The organism is Streptomyces sp. MA5143a (genome assembly GCF_900290235.1).
In the GTDB taxonomy this organism is placed as follows: domain Bacteria; phylum Actinomycetota; class Actinomycetes; order Streptomycetales; family Streptomycetaceae; genus Streptomyces.
Window position 1 is genome coordinate 1 of sequence record NZ_OLMK01000014.1, and the last position, 17,807, is coordinate 17,807.

The following is a 17,807-nucleotide window of genomic DNA, read 5'->3' on the forward strand; positions in this document are numbered from 1 at the left end:
CGCCGTCCGTCGCCGGACCGGGTGCCCGAGGGCGCGCCTTCCGATCGCCACGGCGGCCGCGTCGTGGCGGGTGATCTTGCGGTTTGTGCTGGTGAGGGGTTGTTGCCAGTGCTGGGCGCCCCAGCGGCTGGTGTAGGCGGGGTCGACAGCGACGACGGGGATGCCGTGGGCGTCCAGGCGCCACGCGGCCAGGTGGTCGGCGTTGGTTTCCACCCCCACCAGACCCCCCGCGCGGACCGCGGCCAGCGGCACGCTCTGCACTGTGGGGTTGGTCCAGGAGGCGGTGAGGTACCAGCGGCCGCGGGCGGTGTCCTCGTGGATGCGGTAGGCCACGGCCCGGTTCGCGTGGATGCGGTCGGCCCACTGCTCACCCCGGTGCGCGAACCTCACCCGGGCGGTGAGCACGTACCGGCCGTGCGGGGCGTTCGCCAGATAGGCAAGCGGCGCGGGGAGTTTCAGGGAGACCTCGCCGTCGGGGGTGACGCGGATGGTCTCGTTGCCGAACCGTCTGCCGGACTCGCCGTCGGCCTTCAGGAAACGCCGCTCCGCCTGCCACCGGGTGCGCCACCGCTCCTCGGTGAGCCGGGCGGCCTCCAAGTGGTGGCGGGTGTTCAGCAGCCGCTTCCCGCCCCGCACCACCCCCACCCGTCCGGCCTCCCAGTCCGCACGGAGGGCTTGGAGCCGGTCGGTGAGCACGTGCAGACGACGGGACTTCGCATGCCACTCCCGCCTGCTCGCATAACCCCCAGGAGCCCGCCCGCTGCCCTTCTCGCCCACCGGCGGCGACAACCGGTGGGCGATCATCCGCACCCCCGCTTCCAGGCTCTGGATGTGCGCGAGTTGCCCGCGCCGGGCCAGCGCCCACTGATCATGCGTGGCCTTCGTGATCGACCCGGCCCAGCGGGAGGACGACACCCCCGTCACAGCACGCTTACGCACGGCCCACCCTTCGGCGTCATGGTCCAGCCCCACCGCACACCGGGCTCTGAGGTCCCGCGAGGCGAGAGTGCCCAGATGATCGCCGACCATGCGCAGTACGGTCTCGTCCTCCGCCGTCAGGTGCTTGAGCCGGTCACGGACCGCCACACCGGACGGGCCCACGGCGACGAACGGCGCCGCCAACTCCCGCAGCCCACCCATCGCCGATCACCCACCGTCCCCGCACCGGCCGCACCCTCACCGCCGTCAACGACCATGGCGGGCAAAGGTCACACATACGACAACGGAACGTTCGTTCACACCCGTGAGGTCACAACCCCGTCGCCGCGAGCGGCGAGGTCGTCCGTGAGCACGGTGCGCTCTTCTACACGGTGACGGCCCGCCATGCCTCGGCCGCCGAGGCCACCCGGGCGGGGGCGCTCGCGCTGGGCGGCGGCCTGGAGCCGTATGTGCGCGAGGCGCGCGACGCAGCCCCGGTCGCGACGACCCTGCGGGTGCCGGACGATGGCGACGCGTCCGAACTCGTCGCCAAGGCCCTCACCGCGAACCCCGGGCGCCCGTGACACGCGGAGGGCGGCGCCCCCGGCGCGGGGCCCCAGCGCGGGGCCCCCGGCCGCGGTCAGTGCCGCCCATTACTGCTCCGGCACGTCGCCCCCGGAACCGGCGAATCGACGGAAAAGAGGGTCGCTTTTCCAGCAGAAAGGGTCCTACAATTCCATGGGTAGGATCCCGTATTCTTATGCCCGCTTCCACCTTCCCTAAACGCAAAGGTTTCGCGAACAACAAGGGGTGAGATCCGGGTGGATTCCGTGAGGGGCAGGCGCATGTGACGGACTCCACAGCGCGCCCTTTTTGCGAGGGTATTTCCGGGCAAAACCACACAGGTCAACCACCTGCTTGCGCGCCCGCTCGCGCCCGCGTGATAACACAGGGGACGCTCATTCGTAACCCCGAGCGGCGATGCAATTCGAAATTTCGCTGGGTAAATTCAAGCCGTATGACTGCCGCACAAGCAGACCTGCACATCGCACACCTGGAATCACCGTCGGAAATCGCCGAGGGAATTCGGATCGACCGCCCGGACGTGGCGGACGGCAGCGCGCTGTGGCGTATCGCCGGGGCCTCCGGAACCCTCGACCTGAACTCCTCGTACAGCTATCTGCTGTGGTGCCGGGACTTCGCGGACACCTCGGCGGTGGCCCGTGACGAGACGGGGGAACCGGTCGGCTTCGTGACCGGGTACGTGCGGCCCGAGCGGCCGGACACCCTCCTCGTGTGGCAGGTGGCCGTCGACGAGGCGCACCGCGGGCGCGGGCTCGCCGGGGCGCTGCTGGACGGACTCGCCGCGCGGGTCGCGAGAGAGCGCGCGCTGACCGCCGTCGAGACCACCATCACCCCGGGCAACACCGCCTCGGAACGGCTGTTCGCCGCGTTCGCCGAACGCCACGGCGCGACCGTCGAGCGCACGGTCCTGTTCGAGGCGGGGGACTTCCCCGACGGCCCGCACGAGCCCGAGGTGCTGCACCGCATCGGCCCGCTGTCCCCCTGAGCACCACCGGCCCAGGCACCACCGGCCCACGCACCACCGGCCCCCGCCGGGCCGCCCCCTCTCCCCCACTCCCGCACACCCGCACCCCCCACGCATCGAGGAGCGATTCGCCGTGACCATCACCCAGCCCGACCTGAGCGTCTTCGAGACCCTGGAGTCCGAGGTGCGCAGCTACTGCCGCGGCTGGCCCACCGTGTTCGACACCGCGCAGGGCAGCCGGATGCGCGACGAGGACGGCCACAGCTACCTGGACTTCTTCGCCGGAGCCGGTTCGCTCAACTACGGCCACAACAACCCGGTGCTCAAACGGGCCCTGATCGACTACCTGGAGCGGGACGGCGTCACCCACGGCCTCGACATGTCGACGAGCGCCAAGCGGGCGTTCCTGGAGTCCTTCCAGAACCTGGTGCTGCGGCCCCGTGACCTGCCCTACAAGGTCATGTTCCCGGGCCCTACCGGCACCAACGCCGTGGAGTCCGCGCTGAAACTGGCGCGGAAGGTGAAGGGCCGCGAGGCCATCGTGTCGTTCACCAACGCCTTCCACGGCATGTCCCTGGGCTCCCTCGCCGTCACCGGCAACGCCTTCAAGCGGGCCGGCGCGGGCATCCCGCTGGTGCACGGGACGCCGATGCCGTTCGACAACTACTTCGAGGGCCAGGTCCCCGACTTCCTGTGGTTCGAGCGGATCCTGGAGGACCAGGGGTCCGGGCTGAACAAGCCCGCCGCCGTGATCGTGGAGACGGTCCAGGGCGAGGGCGGCATCAACGTCGCCCGCCCGGAGTGGCTGCGCGCCCTCGCCGAGCTGTGCGAGCGGCAGGACATGCTGCTGATCGTCGACGACATCCAGATGGGCTGCGGCCGTACGGGGGCCTTCTTCTCGTTCGAGGAGGCGGGCATCACCCCGGACATCGTCACCGTCTCCAAGTCCATCAGCGGCTACGGACTGCCGATGTCGCTGTGCCTGTTCAAGCCGGAGCTGGACATCTGGGAGCCAGGCGAGCACAACGGCACCTTCCGCGGCAACAACCCCGCCTTCGTCACCGCGACCGCCGCCCTGGAGGCGTACTGGTCGGACGGCTCCGCCATGGAGAAGCAGACCCGTGCGCGCGGTGAGCAGGTCGAGCAGGCGCTGATCTCCATCACCGAGGAGAACCTCGCCGACGTGAAGGAGTACCGGGGCCGCGGGCTGGTGTGGGGCCTGGAGTTCCACGAGAAGGCCCGCGCGGGCCGGATCGCCAAGCGGGCCTTCGAACTCGGGCTGCTGATCGAGACGTCCGGCCCGGAGAGCGAGGTCGTGAAGCTGCTGCCCGCCCTCACCATCACCCCGGACGAGCTGGACGAGGGCCTGCGCGTCCTCGCCCGCGCCGTGCGGGAAACCGTCTGACAACCATCCGAGGAAAGCCCACAAGGAGGCCTGGAACCACCGTGATCGTCCGTTCTTTCAAGGATCTGGAAGGCACCGACCGGCACGTCAAAGCGGCGTCCGGCACGTGGGAGAGCAAACGCATCGTCCTCGCCAAGGAGAAGGTCGGCTTCTCCCTGCACGAGACGATCCTCTACGCGGGCACGGAGACGTCGATGTGGTACGCGAACCACATCGAGGCCGTGGTGTGCGTCGAGGGCGAGGCCGAACTGACCGACGACGAGACCGGGCGGACGTACACGATCACGCCCGGGACCATGTACCTCCTCGACGGTCACGAGCGGCACACGATGCGGATCAAGGAGGACTTCCGCTGCATCTGTGTGTTCAACCCGCCCGTGACCGGACGGGAGGACCACGACGAGAACGGCGTCTATCCCCTGCTGACGGAGGAGGGCTGACCATCATGACCACGAGCACCACGATGAACACCGCCACCCGCGTGCCCGATCTCTACCCCAGCCGCGGCGCCACCGAGGTGTCGGTCCCGCGCCAGGACCCGGTCGTCTGGGGTGCCCCCGGCACCCCCGGCCCGATCTCCCTGACCGACCTCCAGCGGTACGAGCGGGACGGCTTCCTCGCCGTCGAGGAGCTCATCACGCCGGACGAGGTCGCCGTGTACCACCGGGAGCTGGAGCGGCTCGTCACCGATCCCGCGGTCCGCGCCGACGAACGCTCGATCATCGAGCCGAAGTCGAAGGAGATCCGGTCCGTCTTCGAGGTGCACCGCATCAGCGAGGTGTTCGCGCGGCTCGTCCGGGACGAGCGGGTCGTCGGCCGGGCCCGGCAGATCCTCGGCTCCGACGTGTACGTGCACCAGTCGCGGATCAATGTGAAGCCGGGCTTCGGCGCGTCCGGGTTCTACTGGCACTCCGACTTCGAGACCTGGCACGCCGAGGACGGGCTGCCGAACATGCGGACGGTGTCCGTCTCGATCGCGCTGACCGAGAACCACGACACCAACGGCGGCCTGATGATCATGCCGGGGTCGCACCGGACGTTCCTCGGCTGCGCGGGCGCCACCCCGAAGGACAATTACAAGAAGTCGCTGCAGATGCAGGACGCGGGCACCCCGTCGGACGAGGCGCTGACGGCGATGGCCTCCGAGTACGGCATCAAGCTGTTCACGGGCAAGGCCGGCTCGGCGACCTGGTTCGACTGCAACGCCATGCACGGCTCCGGCGACAACATCACGCCGTTCCCGCGCAGCAACGTCTTCATCGTCTTCAACAGCGTGGAGAACGCGGCGGTCGAGCCGTTCGCGGCTCCCGTACGGCGGCCGGAGTTCATCGGCGCGCGGGACTTCACCCCCGTGCGGTGATCCCGACCCCGACCTCGCCGTCACGATGACCGGACCGGGCGGTCCCTGCCCCCTGAGGGACCGCCCGGTCCGCCGTGTGTGCGGCTCCTGGAGGGCGGACGCTACAGCCAGGCCAGCGACGCCGCCGTGACCAGGACGTTCCGTGCGGCGCGCTCGTCGCCCGTGAGCCCCCTCGGCACCTCGTCGGGGGCATAGCGACCGCCGACCAGCAGGCAGAAGTCGACCGGGTCCAGGGTCAGTTCGGCGGCCACGGGCTCGGCGTCCGAGCCGAGGACCCAGCCGGTGCCGGGGGCGGTCCCGGTGACCTCGACGAGGACGGGCGGCGCGTCGTGCAGGGCCAGGCCGAGGATGCGGACGGCGAGCCGGACCAGCTGCTCCAGATGCTCGGCGGGCGGCGGCGGTACGGCGATGCCGAGCGCCCGGCCGATGTCGTCGGCGTGGATCCACGCCTCGAAGGCGCGGATGACGAAGTGGTCGGCGACGGGCAGTCTGAGACCCATCACCGTCGCCGCGCGGGCGGCGAGAGAGGGGTCGCGGGCCTCCGGGGTCGCCAGGAGGTCGGCGGTCTGCGCGGCCCAGGTGGCGACAGTCTCCTCGGGCGTACGGGTGTGCTCGTGGGCGATGGCGTCGGCGGTGCGCAGCTCCCACGCGTGCGCGGCGGGCGTCCCGGCCGGGATGCGGGAGACCGGCAGCCGGGCCGGGACCCCGAGCGCCACGGCGAGGTGTTCGTCGGCGGCGACGAGATGGGCGACGGTGGCGTGCGCGTCCCAGTCGTGCACCACCGGCGTGCCCCAGCGGCCCGGCAGCTCCCGGACCAGCGCCCGGAGTCCGGCGACGGCGGCGGCGTACGGCGCCGCGTGCGGGGCGACACCCGGCGTACGGGGCCGGCGCGAGCGCAGCGCCGACGCGAGCACCCCGTCCGCACCACCCCCCTCACCGGCGCGCGCGGCCTCGTCGCGCGGGTCACCGGGGGCGCCGCTCGCCCCTGAGTCCGGGCCGGGGGTGCCGTCCAGCAGCCGTACGGTCGCCCGGAGTCGTTCGGCCTCGGCCGCGCAGGTCTCGCAGTCGGCGAGGTGGAGCGGTACGGCCCTGGCGTCGGCGGGTGGCAGCGCGCCGACGGCCCAGGCGGCCAGCAGCTCCCGTACGCCGTCGTGGTCGATGGTCATCGCGCGCCGCCCTTTCGCCGTGCCGCTGCCACGATACGCAGGGCCCGCGCGGCCCCGGCGGAGCGGTGAGGGGCCGCCATCACGCGCCCCTCGCCGCTGCCGGGTCCGGTGGATCCGCGAGGGACTCCGCCAGTTTGCGCAGGGCCGAGCGGAGCCGGGTCTTCGCGGTGCCCTCGGGGATGCCCAGCTCCACGGCGGCCTGCCGGTAGGTGCGGCCCGCGAAGTAGGCGAGGTGGACCACCTCCCGCTGGGTGCGGGGGAGTTCGGCGAGGGCGGTGTGCAGCAGCAGGGAGCGCTCGCGGTCCACGACCGTCTCGTGCGGGCCGGGTCCGGCGTCGGGGATGGCGTGCAGCGCCGAGTCGTCCGCCTGGGCGTCCTTGCGGTGCCGGGCCTCGCTGCGCACCCAGTCCACGGCCCGCCGGTGGGCGAGCATCGACAGCCAGGTGCGCAGGGAGCCGCGCCGCGCGTCGAAGCCGTACGGGCTGGTCCACAGCTGGGCGAAGACCTCCTGGGCCACGTCCTCGGCCGCCGCCTGACTGTGGGTGACCCGGACGGCCACCCGGCGCACGAGTGCCCCGTACGCCGCGTAGGCCTCACGCAGCGCGGACTCGTCCCCGTACACCAGCCGCCGATGCAACTCCACATCGATGGACGGCTGTTCGAGCGTCGGCTCCACCGGCACCACCATCCCTGATGCCCTTCCTAGCGTCCCGGCCAGGCTCGCGCCAGCGGTTCAGGAAGACAGGGCGTCCAGGACCCGGTCGACGTCCGCCGCCGTGTTGTAGAGGTGGAAGGCGACGCGCAGGTTGCCGGCACGGTCGGAGACCTGGATGCCGGCCGCGCTCAACTCGGGCTGCCGCGCGCCCAGTCCGGGCACGGAGACGATCGCCGAGCCGGGCGCCGGCACGGGCTCGTGGCCGAGAGCGGCGAGCCCCGCGCGGAACCGGTCCGCGAGGGCGAGGTCATGGGCGTGGACGGCGGCCACGCCGAGTTCCTCGACGAGCGCGAGGGAGTGGCGCAGTCCGGCGTAGGTGAACAGGGCCGGGGTCAGGTCGAAGCGGCGGGCGGAACGGGCGAGTTCGGTGACGGGGCCGTAGCAGCTGCCCCAGGGGTTCTCCCCCGCGACCCAGCCGGCCAGCACCGGGGTCAGCCCGCCGAAGTCCTCGGGCACCACGAGGAAGGCCGCGCCGTGCGGGCCGAGCAGCCACTTGAAGGTCGTGCAGACGGTGTAGTCGTACGCGTCGGCGTCCATCGGCAGCCATCCGGCGGCCTGGGAGAAGTCGACGTAGGTCCGCGCCCCGTGGTCCCGCGCCGCCTCGCGCAGCGCGGGCAGGTCGGCGATCCGGCCGTCGGCGGACTGGGCGGCGCCGACCGCGACGAGCGCGGTGCCGGGGCGGACGGACTCGGCGAGCCGCTCCAGTGGCACGGCCCGCACCTTGAGGTCGCCCCGGACGTGGAACGGGTTGAGGACGGAGGTGAAGTCGTCCTCGGCGGTCAGCACCTCGGCGCCGGGCGGCAGCGACGCGGCGACCACGCCGGTGTGCGCGGCGACCGACGTCCCGGCCGCCACCCGCCCGGCCGGCACCCCGGCCAGCCGGGCGAACGCGGCCCGCGCGGCCTCCACGTCGTCGAAGAGCGGGTCCAGCGGCCGGCCCTCGGCCCGCAGCAGCGCGGCCCGACCCAGCGCGGCCACCGTCCGGGCGGGCAGCAGACCGCTGCTGGCGGTGTTCAGATAGGTGTTCTTCGGTGCGAACTCGGCTCGGACGAGGCTCTCGAAGGTCTCCATGCCTCCACTGTGGGGCCCGAAGACCTCCCCGTCCATTGAGAGGTTTTGCACGATTTCTCAAAGCACTGCTTATACATGGCGGCCTACCAGCACCTTGCCGCCGCCGTCACCGGGACGGCACCGCACATCCGTCGGGCCCGCACGCCTCCGCGCCGCCCTCCTGGATCACCTGGAGCGGCGACCGCGCGCCCCACGCCTGCGCGAGCGCCCGCTCGAACACCTCGGCGGGCTGCGCACCGGACACCCCGTACTTCCGGTCCAGCACGAAGAACGGCACCCCGTTCGCGCCCAGCTCGGCCGCCTCCCGCTCGTCCTCGCGGACGGCGTCCGCGTACGCGGTGGGGTCGGCCAGCACCTGGCGGGCGGCGCCCTCGTCGAGCCCGGCCTCGACGGCCAGCTCGATCAGGAACTCGTCCGCGTCGGCGTACACGGAGCGCTCCTCGGCGAAGTTCGCCCGGTACAGCAGCTGGAGGAGCTCGGTCTGCCGGCCGTGCTCCTTGGCGAGGTGCAGCAGGCGGTGCATGTCGAAGGTGCTGCCGTGGTCGCGGCCCTCCGCCCGGTAGGCGAGGCCCTCGGCGCCGGCCTGCGCGCGGAGGTTGTGCTCGCCGGCCTGGGCCTGCGCCTCGCTCATCCCGTACTTCTTGCTCAGCATGGTGAGGACCGGCTGGATGTCGTCCTTGGCGCGACCGGGGTCGAGCTCGAAGGAGCGGTGCACCACCTCGACGTCGTCGCGGTGCGGAAAGGCCGCGAGCGCCTTCTCGAAGCGGGCCTTGCCCACGTAGCACCAGGGGCAGGCGATGTCGCTCCAGATCTCGACGCGCATGTGTCAGCTCTCTTCGGTCGTACGGGTACGGGTGGACGGAGGCGGCGCGCTCCGCTTCTACGATGGATGAACGTTCAAGCAGCCCGCCTCATTCCCGCGCCCCTCCCCCGCTCCGGCTCGCCCCGGCCCGTCCCCGAGTGCCGTCCCGGCTCCGGCTCACCCCCCGGTGACCGCATAGGTGAGGAGCAGATGGTGGTCGTCCGGGGCCGGCGGGTTCTCGGGGTCCGGTGTCCAGCCGAGGCGGGCGTAGAAGGCCCGCGCCCGGTGGTTGTCGACGTGGACGGTGAGCGTGGCCGTGCGCCTGCCGTCGGCCCGCCACTCCTCCACGCAGGCCGCGTGCAGGGCCCGGCCGGTGCCGCGGCGCCACTGGTCGGGGTCCACATGGAGCTGGGCGAGGTACACCGAGTCGGCGGGGCCGTCCTCCGCCGTGCGGAAGGAGGCGATGCCGGTGATCCGACCGTGCTCCACCGCGCAGAGCACACGGCCGTCCGGTCGCTCGACGGCCCGCCGCCAGCCGGCGAGCCAGTCCGTGCCGTCGTCGGGGACGCCGTCCGGGTAGTACGTCGCGCGGGCGCGGGCGTGCAGCGCGACGACGTCATGGAGCTCGGCGGGGAGCACGGTCCTGATCACTCGCGCTCCGGTCACTCGTTCCACACGGTCCTTGATCATGCGGAGGAGGACGAGCGCGCCGTCGCGACGGTTCCGGCCGGGGGTGACACACCGGGCACCCCGGCCGGGGGTGACACCGGGCACCGTGGCCGCCCGCGCTCCCGCCCCTCAGCTGCCGTTTCTCAGGTCCTCGGGCCAGTTCGGACGGAACTCGATGCCGTCGTACGTCACCACGCAGCCCTCTCCCATCGGGGACTGGGTCATGAATCCGACCAGGGCGGCCCCGCTCTCCCGCTCCCCGGCGAGCGTGAACAGCCGGACGAACGTCCAGTGCTTGCCGTCGCGGGAGGCGTGGAAGGCGAACGCCCGGCCCGTGCGGCTGACCCGCAGCCACACCGAACTCCCCTCGACGGTGAAGGAGTTGGCGTCGTCGGAGTGTCCACGGGTGACCACCGTGCAGACGGTGGGGACGTCCGGCGAGTACTCCAGGCACAGCTTCGCCCAGGCCCGCTCCCCGACGTGCACATACAGCACGCCCGCGTCGAACCCGGCGGCGAAGCCGACGGTGACGCGGGCGATCAACTGGAAGTCCCCCTCCGGCGCCCCCAGCAGCCTGGGCGCGTCCGTGACGGGGTCCAGCCCCTCGTCCGTGGGCGGCACGAACCGGTCCTGCCGGGCGCCGGCCCACCCGGTGAGCACCCCGTCCTCATAGGACCAGTGCCCATCGGGCCCATACGTGCGAAGAGGGAAAGGGAGTTCGGGAAGTTCGAGATCCATTGGGGGATTCTTACAGCCCCCGGCCGGCACCCGCGCCCCTTTTGAGGGCGCGGGAAAGGCGGCCTACCGCTCCAGCGCGCCGTTGAAGCGCCGCGGCAGTCCCAGCGGATTGTCGTCCCGCAGCTCCGGCGGCAGCAGCGCCTCCGGTGCCCCCTGGTACGCCACCGGCCGCAGCCACCGCTCGATGGCCGTGCCGCCCACCGAGGTGGACGTCGACGTCGTCGCGGGGTAGGGCCCGCCGTGGTGCTGGGCCGCGGCGACGGCCACACCCGTCGGCCAGCCGTTGACCAGCACTCGGCCCGCCAGCGGCGTCAGCTCCGCGAGCAGCTCCGGGCCGCGCCCCTCACCGGCGGCCTCCTCACCGGACAGGTGCACCGTGGCGGTGAGGTTGCCCGGCAGCCGGGACAGCACCGACTTGGCCTCGTCCTCGTCCTCGTAGCGCGCGACGACGGTGAGCGGCCCGAAGCACTCCTCCAGGAGCAGGTCGTGCTCGCCCTCGGACGCCAGCTTGCCGGCGGGGACGGTGAGGAAGCCGGGGCTGACGGTGTGATCGCCGCCCGCGCCCGCCGTCACCGGCGACTCCACGTCCGGCAGCTCCGCGCGCTCGGCGACACCGGCGAGGAAGTTGTCGCGCATCCGGTGGTCGAGCAGGACACCCGCGTCGACATCGCTGACCGCGTCGGTGAGCGACTTGACCAGCCGGTCACCGGCGTCGCCCGCCGGCGCCAGCACCAGGCCCGGCTTCACGCAGAACTGGCCGACACCGAGGGTCATGGAGCCCGCGAGACCCGTACCGATCGCCTCGGCGCGCTCGGCCGCCGCGGCCTCGGTGATGAGGACGGGGTTCAGGGAGCCCAGCTCGCCGTGGAACGGGATCGGCACCGGCCGCGCGGCCGCCGCGTCGAACAGGGCCCGGCCGCCGCGGACGGAGCCGGTGAAGCCGGCGGCGGTCACCAGCGGGTGCTTGACCAGCTCGACGCCCGCCTCGAAGCCGTGGACGAGACCGAGGACGCCCTCGGGGATGCCGTGCTCGGCGGCGGCGCGGCGCAGCACGATCGCGACCAGCTCGGACAGCGCCGGGTGGTCGGGGTGGGCCTTGACGACCACCGGGCACCCGGCGGCCAGCGCGCTCGCCGTGTCGCCGCCGGGGACGGAGAAGGCGAAGGGGAAGTTGGAGGCCGAGTAGACGGCGACGACGCCCAGCGGGACCTTGTAGCGGCGCAGGTCGGGGATGGGCGGGGTCGCGGTGTCGTCGGGGTGGTTGATCACCACGTCGAGGAAGGCGCCCTCGTCGACGATGTCGGCGAAGGCCCGCAGCTGGAAGCAGGTGCGGGCGAGTTCACCGGTGAGCCGGACCGGGCCGAGCGCGGTCTCCGCGTCGGCCACCTCGACGAGCTGTTCCTTGGCCGCCTGGAGCTGGTCGGCCGCCGTGCGCAGGAACGCCGAGCGGACGGTGCGGTCGGCGAGGGCGCCGCGGGCCGCGTGGGCCGCGCGGACGGCGGCGTCCACCTCCTGGGCTGTGGCCTCCACCGCGACCTGCTCACGCTGCTTCCCGGTTCGGGGGTCGACACTCCAGACTGGTGCTGCTGCCACCGCGGGTCCCTCCACGTATTTCTGGGTCATTCCCAGGGGTATTGTCTGGGTCATTCACCAAGGTCGTTCGATATGCTGAACGCCGTCTTCAATGATGAATATGGTGTTGGAGACTATTTCCCGTCGAACGAAGGGGTCAAGGGCGATGTCGGCAGTCGAGACGGGCGGCGGAGCGCAGGTCAAGTCGGCGGTACGGACCGTCGAACTGCTCGAATACTTCGCCGGACGCCCCGGAATGCACTCCCTCGCGGCGGTGCAGGAGGCCGTCGGCTATCCCAAGTCCAGCCTTTATATGTTGCTCCGCACCCTGGTGGAGCTCGGCTGGGTCGAGACGGACGCGACGGGCACGCGGTACGGCATCGGCGTACGGGCCCTGCTCGTCGGGACCTCGTACATCGACGGGGACGAGGTGGTGGCGCTGGCCCGCCCCACGCTCGACCGCCTCTCCGACGACACCACGGAGACCATCCACCTGGCCCGCCTCGACGGCACCAACGTCGTCTATCTGGCCACCCGGCAGTCGCAGCACTATCTGCGGCCCTTCACCCGGGTCGGCCGGCGGCTGCCCGCCCACTCCACCTCCCTCGGCAAGGCGCTGCTCGCCACCCACACCGACGAGCAGGTCCGCAAGATGCTCCCGGAGACCCTCCCGGCGCTCACCGAGAACACGATCACCGACCGGGAGCAGCTCATCGAGGAGCTCCACCAGGTCCGCGAGCAGGGCTTCGCCGCGGACCGCGAGGAGAACACCCTCGGTCTGCGCTGCTTCGGCGTGGCGATCCCGTACCGCACCCCGGCCCGTGACGCGATCAGCTGCTCCGTGCCGGTGGCCCGGCTCACCCCGGCGCACGAGCAGCTGGTCAAGGACGCCCTGTTCGACGCCCGCGACCGGCTCACGCTGGCGACCCGCAGACTCTGACCCGAAGACCTCTGAAGACCTCATGAAGACCTCATGAGAACCGGGGCGGTAGGGAACGACCGACCGTGTTCCGCTCGTCTGTCCGGGTGCGATGAACAAGACGATCAGGCGCAGCGCCGTCTTCACCCTGCTCCTCGTGCTCGCCCTGCTGGTGCGGGCGACATGGGTGCAGTTCTACGAGGGCACGGCGCTCGCGGAGGACAAGGACAACCGGCGGAACGCGATCGAGACGTACGCGGCGCCGCTCGGGAACATCATCGTGGGCGGCGACGCGGTCACCGGCTCCGCGCGGACGAAGGGCGGCGACCTCGCCTACAAGCGCACCTACAAGGACGGTGAGCTGTACGCGGCGGTGACGGGGTACGCCTCGCAGAGTTACGCGCCCACGCAGCTGGAGGGCATCTACCAGGACCTGCTCAACGGCACGGACCCCCGGCTGAAGACGGTGCTGGACACCCTGACCCGCGAGCGGGCCGACCCGGGCGACGTGATCACGACGATCGACCCGTCCGTGCAGAAGGCGGCGTACGGGGCGCTCGGCGACAAGAAGGGCGCGGCCGTCGCGATCGACCCGAAGACCGGGAGGATCCTCGCGGTGGTGTCGACGCCGTCGTACGACCCGTCGTCGCTCACGGACGCCAACACGGCGGGCGCGGCCTGGCAGAAGCTCACCGCGGACCCGGACAAGCCGCTGACCAACCGGGCGCTGCGGCAGCCGCTGCCGCCGGGGTCGACGTTCAAGCTGGTCGTGGCGGCGGCCGCGCTGGAGGACGGGCTGTACCCGTCGGTGGATGTGCGGACGGACAGCCCCGACCCGTACACCCTGCCGGGCACCACGACCGAGTTGAGCAACGAGAACCCGAACGCGCCCTGCGAGAACGCCTCCATCCGTACGGCGCTGCAGTACTCGTGCAACAACGTGTTCGCGCGGATGGCCGTCAAGCTGGGCCAGGACAAGGTAAGGGCGATGGCCGAGAAGTTCGGCTTCGACGACACGGAGCAGGACGTGCCGGTGCGGGCGTACACCAGCGTGTACCCGTCCGACATGGACGAGTCGTCCACGGCGCTGACCGGGATCGGGCAGTACGACGTCACCGCGACGCCGTTGCAGATGGCCATGGTGTCGGCGGCCATCGCCAACGACGGCAAGCTGGTGACGCCGCACATGGTGTCGCAGATCACCGACGGCGGCGGCGACGTGCTGGAGGACTACGACTCCGAGGCCGGCACCGAGCAGGTGGTGAGCGCGTCCACCGCGAAGCAGCTGCGGTCGGCGATGGAGACGGTCGTCGAGGACGGCACGGGCACGAACGCGCGGATCGGCGGGGCGACCGTGGGCGGCAAGACGGGTACCGCCCAGCACGGCGAGAAGAACAGCAAGACGCCGTACGCCTGGTTCACGTCGTACGCGAAGGCCGACGGCAAGGAGGTCGCCGTCGCGGTGGTCGTGGAGCAGTCGAACGCGGCCCGCTCCGAGGTCAGCGGCAACGGGCTGGCGGCGCCGGTCGCGAAGGCCGCGATGCGGGCGGCGCTGAAGGACTGAGACCGGCGGTCGAGGACCGTCCGCGGACGAAGGGCCGCCCCTTTCCCCCGGGGGGCGGCCCTTCCTTCATGGCGTCTGCCGCATGACGGCTACCGCATGACGGCTACCGCACGCCGAACAGCTGCTGGACCGGGTTGATCGCGAAGTACACCAGGAACAGCGCCGAGGTGCCCCACAGCAGCCAGTGGATCTCCTTGGCCCTGCCGAGGACCGTCCTGATGAGGACGTAGGCGAGGAAGCCGGCGCCGATGCCGTTGGTGATGGAGTAGGTGAACGGCATCACGGCGATGGTGAGGAACGCGGGGATGGCGATGTCGTACCGGTCCCAGTCGATGTTCTTGACCTGGGTCATCATCAGGAAGCCCACGGCGACCAGCGCGGGGGCGGCGGCCTGCATCGGGACGATGGTCAGCAGCGGGGTGAGGAAGAGGGCGACGGCGAAGAGGCCGCCGGTGATCAGGTTGGAGAAGCCGGTACGGGCGCCCTCGCCGACGCCCGCGGCGGACTCGATGTAGGAGGTCGCGGAGGACGAGGAGGCCGCGCCGCCGGCGACCGCCGCGGCGCCGTCGATGAGCAGGACCCGGCCGAGGTTCGGGACCTTGCCCTCCTCGTCGAGCAGCCCCGCCTCGGCGCTGACACCGACGACGGTGCCCATGGTGTCGAAGAAGTCCGAGAGCAGCAGGGTGAAGACCAGCAGGACGACCGTGATGACGGTGGTCTCGCCGAAGGAGCCGAAGAGGCTGAAGTCGCCGATCAGTCCGAACTCGGGGGCGGCCACGAGGTCGTCGGGGACCTTCGGGGTGGTCAGGCCCCAGCTCTTGATGTCGGCCACCGAGTTGATCACGATCGCAACGACCGTCATTGTCAGGATGCTGATGAGGATCGCGCCCTTCACCTTGCGGGCGAGCAGGCCGATGGTCAGCAGGACGCCGAGGCAGAAGACCAGGATGGGCCAGCCGGACAGCGAACCGGCCGCGCCGAGTTGCACCGGAACCGTGGTGTTCGCGATGTCCGGGATGCGGGTGACGAACCCGGCGTCGACGAAGCCGATGAACGCGATGAACAGGCCGATGCCGACGCTGATCGCCTGCTTGAGCGGCTGCGGTATCGCGTGCATGACCGCCTCGCGCAGGCCCGTGACCACCAGGGCGCAGATCAGCAGACCTTCGAGGACGACCAGGCCCATCGCGTCGGGCCAGCTCATCAGCGGGGCTATCTGGAAGGCGACGACCGCGTTGAGTCCGAGGCCCGCGGCGAGCGCGAGCGGCAGGTTGCCGCCGACGCCCATGATGATCGTCATCACGGCCGCCACGAGGGCGGTGGCGGTGACGAGTTCGGCGCCGTCGAGGGTGTGGCCGTACTTGTCCTTGGCGCTGCCCAGGATGATGGGATTCAGGACAAGGATGTATGCCATCGTGAAGAACGTGGCGAGGCCGCCGCGTATCTCACGGGCGAACGTGGACCCCCGGGCGGTGATGGCGAAGAAGCGATCGACGCTGTTCGCCCCCGCTGGCGGGGTGCTCGGCCGGTCGGCCACCTTCTGTGCCTCGGACATGGGCGGTGCTCCTAGTGACGTGGGTGTACTACGCGCGGGTGCTGGCTGGATTGTTCCGTCGTTGAACCCGGTTCAGGTTTTCTCCGTGTTACGGAATCGACGTTCGTCCCGTAAGACGGTGTTCGAAGGCTCGTACGAAGTTCGTTCACGATCACTGCTACTCTTCCGGATCTCGTCGGGGGAAGCCCCGGTCGATCACGTGTCGTTCACACGGCACGCACAGGCACCCGGTCCCGGTGCCTCCAGCCGAAGCGAGGAGAGAGGTCGCCCGTGGGCACGGTCGTCGACGACGCAGCCTCCGTGGAGTTCCACGACTTCTTCGAACGGCACTACGCCGAACTGTCCCGTCTGGCCCATCTGTTGACCGGTGAGGCGGACGCGGCGGACGATCTCGCCGCGGACGCGCTGCTCGCGATGTGGCATCGCTGGGACCGGGTCCGCGCGGCGGAGCACCCGGTGGCGTACGCCCGCGGGGTGGTCGCCAACCTGGCCCGGACCCGGATCCGCAGCGCGGTGCGGGAGCGCCGCCGGATCACGCTGTTCTGGTCGCAGCGCGAGGAGAAGACCGAGAATCCCGATGTGGCCGGGGCGGTCGACGTGCAGTCGGCGCTGCGCCGGCTGCCGTTCCGCAAGCGGGCGTGCGTGGTGCTGCGGCATGCTTTCGACCTCTCGGAGAAGGACACGGCGCTCGCCCTCGGCGTCTCGGTCGGTACGGTGAAGAGCCAGACGTCCAAGGGGATGGCCGAGCTGCAGAAGCTGCTCGGCACCGGGGACGCCCCGAAGCGGATGCCCGCCGGCGTCACGGGCGCGGGCGTCAGGGGCGCGAGGGTGACCGGCGCGGGTGCGCCGGGCAGCGGAAGAAGGGACCGATGAGGGACGTGCACGAGGAGCTGCGTGCCCGGCTGCGCGAGTCGGCCGAGGCGCACGAGCCCGACCGCGCCCGCATCCTGGCCCGGATCGAGCGCGGAATGGCGGCGGCCCCCGAGGAGCGGCGCCGCAGCCGGAAGGCCACCCGGCCGCCGCTGTGGGGCTGGGTGCGTGTGGTCAGCGCGACCGCGGGTGTCGCGGGCGTGCTCGCGGTGGGCGGTTACGCCGTCGCGTCGGCGGTGAAGGGCGAGGAACGGCCGAACGACCAGACCGTCGCGGTGTCGCCGACGCCGCTGGAGTCCCCGGCCGCGACGAGCCGGGCCCCCGTCCCGCCGGACCCGCAGCCGACCCGCGGCGGGTCGAAGCAGGAGCGCGAGCCCAGCTCCAAGCCGTCGAGCACACCGTCGGCCAAGAACTCCCCCGTTCCGAAGCTGCCCTCCTCGGGGGACGAGCAGGACGGTCCGCTCTGGTCGGACGGTTCGGTCGACCCGCACAGCAACGACTTCTGGGCACAGAGCAATCTGACCCTGAGGACGAGCGAGCAGCTCACCGGGCTCACCGTCCAGTTGCGGGTCGCCGGGAGTGGCGGGGTCTCCTCGTCCGGCGCCTGGCGCTCGCTGCCGGAGCAGGACTTCGACCTGACGGTCGCGCAGGACGACGGTTTCCTGGTCTACACCTGGGTGCTCAAGGACGGCCGTACGGTCCCGAAGGGCGAGTTCGTCTTCGCCGGGCAGTACAACCACGAGCGCGGCGGCCGGGACGCGAGCGGCGACCGCTACGCGATGACCGCGACGGCGGACGGCGAGGAGTTCGCGGTGGCGGGCGGCTTCGAGGGCCCCGACGAGGGCGACGCGTCGGACGACGGCGACTCGTAGCGAAACCCGCGGAAAAATCTCGCGGGGGGCGGCAACCCTTCGGCCGCCGGTGGCGACCGGAA

17 protein-coding genes and 1 pseudogene are annotated in these 17,807 nt (G+C 71.6%); 9 read left to right on the plus strand and 9 right to left on the minus strand.

Annotated features, from left to right (window positions below; genetic code table 11):
- Positions 1-1,140 (minus strand): hypothetical protein (locus SMA5143A_RS06790; RefSeq protein WP_107462013.1); only part of this gene is annotated, 1,140 nt, incomplete at its 3' end.
- Positions 1,141-1,310: 170 nt separating this feature from the next.
- Between SMA5143A_RS06790 and SMA5143A_RS06795 the strand changes: the two are divergent.
- From SMA5143A_RS06795 to thpD, 5 genes and pseudogenes are all read left to right on the plus strand, one after another.
- Positions 1,311-1,499: pseudogene (locus tag SMA5143A_RS06795) on the plus strand (alanine--glyoxylate aminotransferase family protein); the annotation flags it as partial.
- A gap of 437 nt (positions 1,500-1,936) precedes the next feature.
- Positions 1,937-2,488 (plus strand): diaminobutyrate acetyltransferase, encoded by a 552-nt coding sequence (gene ectA, locus SMA5143A_RS06800; RefSeq protein ID WP_181361765.1) that lies wholly within the window; start codon positions 1,937-1,939, stop codon positions 2,486-2,488.
- A gap of 112 nt (positions 2,489-2,600) precedes the next feature.
- Positions 2,601-3,872, plus strand: a complete 1,272-nt coding sequence (ectB, locus tag SMA5143A_RS06805) for a diaminobutyrate--2-oxoglutarate transaminase (RefSeq protein WP_099968707.1) — start codon at positions 2,601-2,603, stop codon at positions 3,870-3,872.
- Between the two features lie 41 nt (positions 3,873-3,913).
- Positions 3,914-4,312: an ectoine synthase gene (locus SMA5143A_RS06810; protein WP_099968708.1), complete on the plus strand. Its 399-nt coding sequence runs from the start codon at positions 3,914-3,916 to the stop codon at positions 4,310-4,312.
- Between the two features lie 23 nt (positions 4,313-4,335).
- Positions 4,336-5,232, plus strand: a complete 897-nt coding sequence (thpD, locus tag SMA5143A_RS06815; protein ID WP_107462166.1) for an ectoine hydroxylase — start codon at positions 4,336-4,338, stop codon at positions 5,230-5,232.
- 101 nt (positions 5,233-5,333) lie between these two features.
- Here the strand turns inward: thpD and SMA5143A_RS06820 are convergent, their stop codons facing one another.
- The 7 genes from SMA5143A_RS06820 to SMA5143A_RS06850 form a co-directional block, all read right to left on the minus strand.
- On the minus strand, positions 5,334-6,398 hold the full coding sequence (locus tag SMA5143A_RS06820; protein ID WP_107462015.1) for a maleylpyruvate isomerase family mycothiol-dependent enzyme: 1,065 nt from the start codon (positions 6,396-6,398) through the stop codon (positions 5,334-5,336).
- 79 nt (positions 6,399-6,477) lie between these two features.
- A complete protein-coding gene (locus tag SMA5143A_RS06825; protein ID WP_107462016.1) occupies positions 6,478-7,086 on the minus strand; it encodes an RNA polymerase sigma factor in 609 nt (202 codons plus the stop codon).
- Positions 7,087-7,131: 45 nt separating this feature from the next.
- Positions 7,132-8,184, minus strand: coding sequence for an aminotransferase class V-fold PLP-dependent enzyme (locus SMA5143A_RS06830; protein ID WP_107462017.1), 1,053 nt, complete (start codon positions 8,182-8,184; stop codon positions 7,132-7,134).
- Positions 8,185-8,290: 106 nt separating this feature from the next.
- Entirely contained in the window at positions 8,291-9,007 is a 717-nt protein-coding gene (locus SMA5143A_RS06835; protein WP_107462018.1) for a DsbA family oxidoreductase, read from the minus strand.
- 156 nt (positions 9,008-9,163) lie between these two features.
- Positions 9,164-9,676, minus strand: a complete 513-nt coding sequence (locus SMA5143A_RS06840) for a GNAT family N-acetyltransferase (protein ID WP_181361767.1) — start codon at positions 9,674-9,676, stop codon at positions 9,164-9,166.
- 108 nt (positions 9,677-9,784) lie between these two features.
- On the minus strand, positions 9,785-10,393 hold the full coding sequence (locus SMA5143A_RS06845; protein ID WP_055711783.1) for a DUF1349 domain-containing protein: 609 nt from the start codon (positions 10,391-10,393) through the stop codon (positions 9,785-9,787).
- Positions 10,394-10,456: 63 nt separating this feature from the next.
- On the minus strand, positions 10,457-11,986 hold the full coding sequence (locus tag SMA5143A_RS06850) for an aldehyde dehydrogenase (NADP(+)) (protein WP_107462168.1): 1,530 nt from the start codon (positions 11,984-11,986) through the stop codon (positions 10,457-10,459).
- A gap of 145 nt (positions 11,987-12,131) precedes the next feature.
- On the opposite strand from SMA5143A_RS06850, the gene SMA5143A_RS06855 reads away from it, so the two are divergent.
- Together SMA5143A_RS06855 and SMA5143A_RS06860 are read left to right on the plus strand one after the other, a co-directional pair.
- Positions 12,132-12,905, plus strand: a complete 774-nt coding sequence (locus SMA5143A_RS06855) for an IclR family transcriptional regulator (RefSeq protein WP_107462019.1) — start codon at positions 12,132-12,134, stop codon at positions 12,903-12,905.
- A gap of 91 nt (positions 12,906-12,996) precedes the next feature.
- A complete protein-coding gene (locus tag SMA5143A_RS06860; protein ID WP_107462020.1) occupies positions 12,997-14,448 on the plus strand; it encodes a peptidoglycan D,D-transpeptidase FtsI family protein in 1,452 nt (483 codons plus the stop codon).
- A gap of 103 nt (positions 14,449-14,551) precedes the next feature.
- Here SMA5143A_RS06860 and SMA5143A_RS06865 read toward each other — a convergent pair whose 3' ends face one another.
- Entirely contained in the window at positions 14,552-16,003 is a 1,452-nt protein-coding gene (locus SMA5143A_RS06865; protein ID WP_107462021.1) for an NCS2 family permease, read from the minus strand.
- Between the two features lie 270 nt (positions 16,004-16,273).
- Between SMA5143A_RS06865 and SMA5143A_RS06870 the strand changes: the two genes are divergently transcribed.
- Positions 16,274-16,876, plus strand: coding sequence for a SigE family RNA polymerase sigma factor (locus tag SMA5143A_RS06870; protein ID WP_107462022.1), 603 nt, complete (start codon positions 16,274-16,276; stop codon positions 16,874-16,876).
- Entirely contained in the window at positions 16,873-17,745 is an 873-nt protein-coding gene (locus SMA5143A_RS06875; RefSeq protein WP_107462023.1) for an anti-sigma factor, read from the plus strand. Before SMA5143A_RS06870 ends, SMA5143A_RS06875 begins: the two co-directional genes overlap by 4 nt.
- Positions 17,746-17,807 lie beyond the last annotated feature (62 nt).

What these genes read in the sequence shown, in the direction of transcription:
- ectA (WP_181361765.1), top strand. Translation starts at nt 1,937, where the DNA reads ATGACTGCCGCACAAGCAGACCTGCACATCGCACACCTGGAATCACCG.
- thpD (WP_107462166.1), top strand. Translation starts at nt 4,336, where the DNA reads ATGAACACCGCCACCCGCGTGCCCGATCTCTACCCCAGCCGCGGCGCC.
- SMA5143A_RS06820 (WP_107462015.1), bottom strand. Translation starts at nt 6,398, where the DNA reads ATGACCATCGACCACGACGGCGTACGGGAGCTGCTGGCCGCCTGGGCC.
- SMA5143A_RS06825 (WP_107462016.1), bottom strand. Translation starts at nt 7,086, where the DNA reads ATGGTGGTGCCGGTGGAGCCGACGCTCGAACAGCCGTCCATCGATGTG.
- SMA5143A_RS06830 (WP_107462017.1), bottom strand. Translation starts at nt 8,184, where the DNA reads ATGGAGACCTTCGAGAGCCTCGTCCGAGCCGAGTTCGCACCGAAGAAC.
- SMA5143A_RS06835 (WP_107462018.1), bottom strand. Translation starts at nt 9,007, where the DNA reads ATGCGCGTCGAGATCTGGAGCGACATCGCCTGCCCCTGGTGCTACGTG.
- SMA5143A_RS06840 (WP_181361767.1), bottom strand. Translation starts at nt 9,676, where the DNA reads ATGATCAAGGACCGTGTGGAACGAGTGACCGGAGCGCGAGTGATCAGG.
- SMA5143A_RS06845 (WP_055711783.1), bottom strand. Translation starts at nt 10,393, where the DNA reads ATGGATCTCGAACTTCCCGAACTCCCTTTCCCTCTTCGCACGTATGGG.
- SMA5143A_RS06855 (WP_107462019.1), top strand. Translation starts at nt 12,132, where the DNA reads ATGTCGGCAGTCGAGACGGGCGGCGGAGCGCAGGTCAAGTCGGCGGTA.
- SMA5143A_RS06860 (WP_107462020.1), top strand. Translation starts at nt 12,997, where the DNA reads ATGAACAAGACGATCAGGCGCAGCGCCGTCTTCACCCTGCTCCTCGTG.
- SMA5143A_RS06865 (WP_107462021.1), bottom strand. Translation starts at nt 16,003, where the DNA reads ATGTCCGAGGCACAGAAGGTGGCCGACCGGCCGAGCACCCCGCCAGCG.
- SMA5143A_RS06875 (WP_107462023.1), top strand. Translation starts at nt 16,873, where the DNA reads ATGAGGGACGTGCACGAGGAGCTGCGTGCCCGGCTGCGCGAGTCGGCC.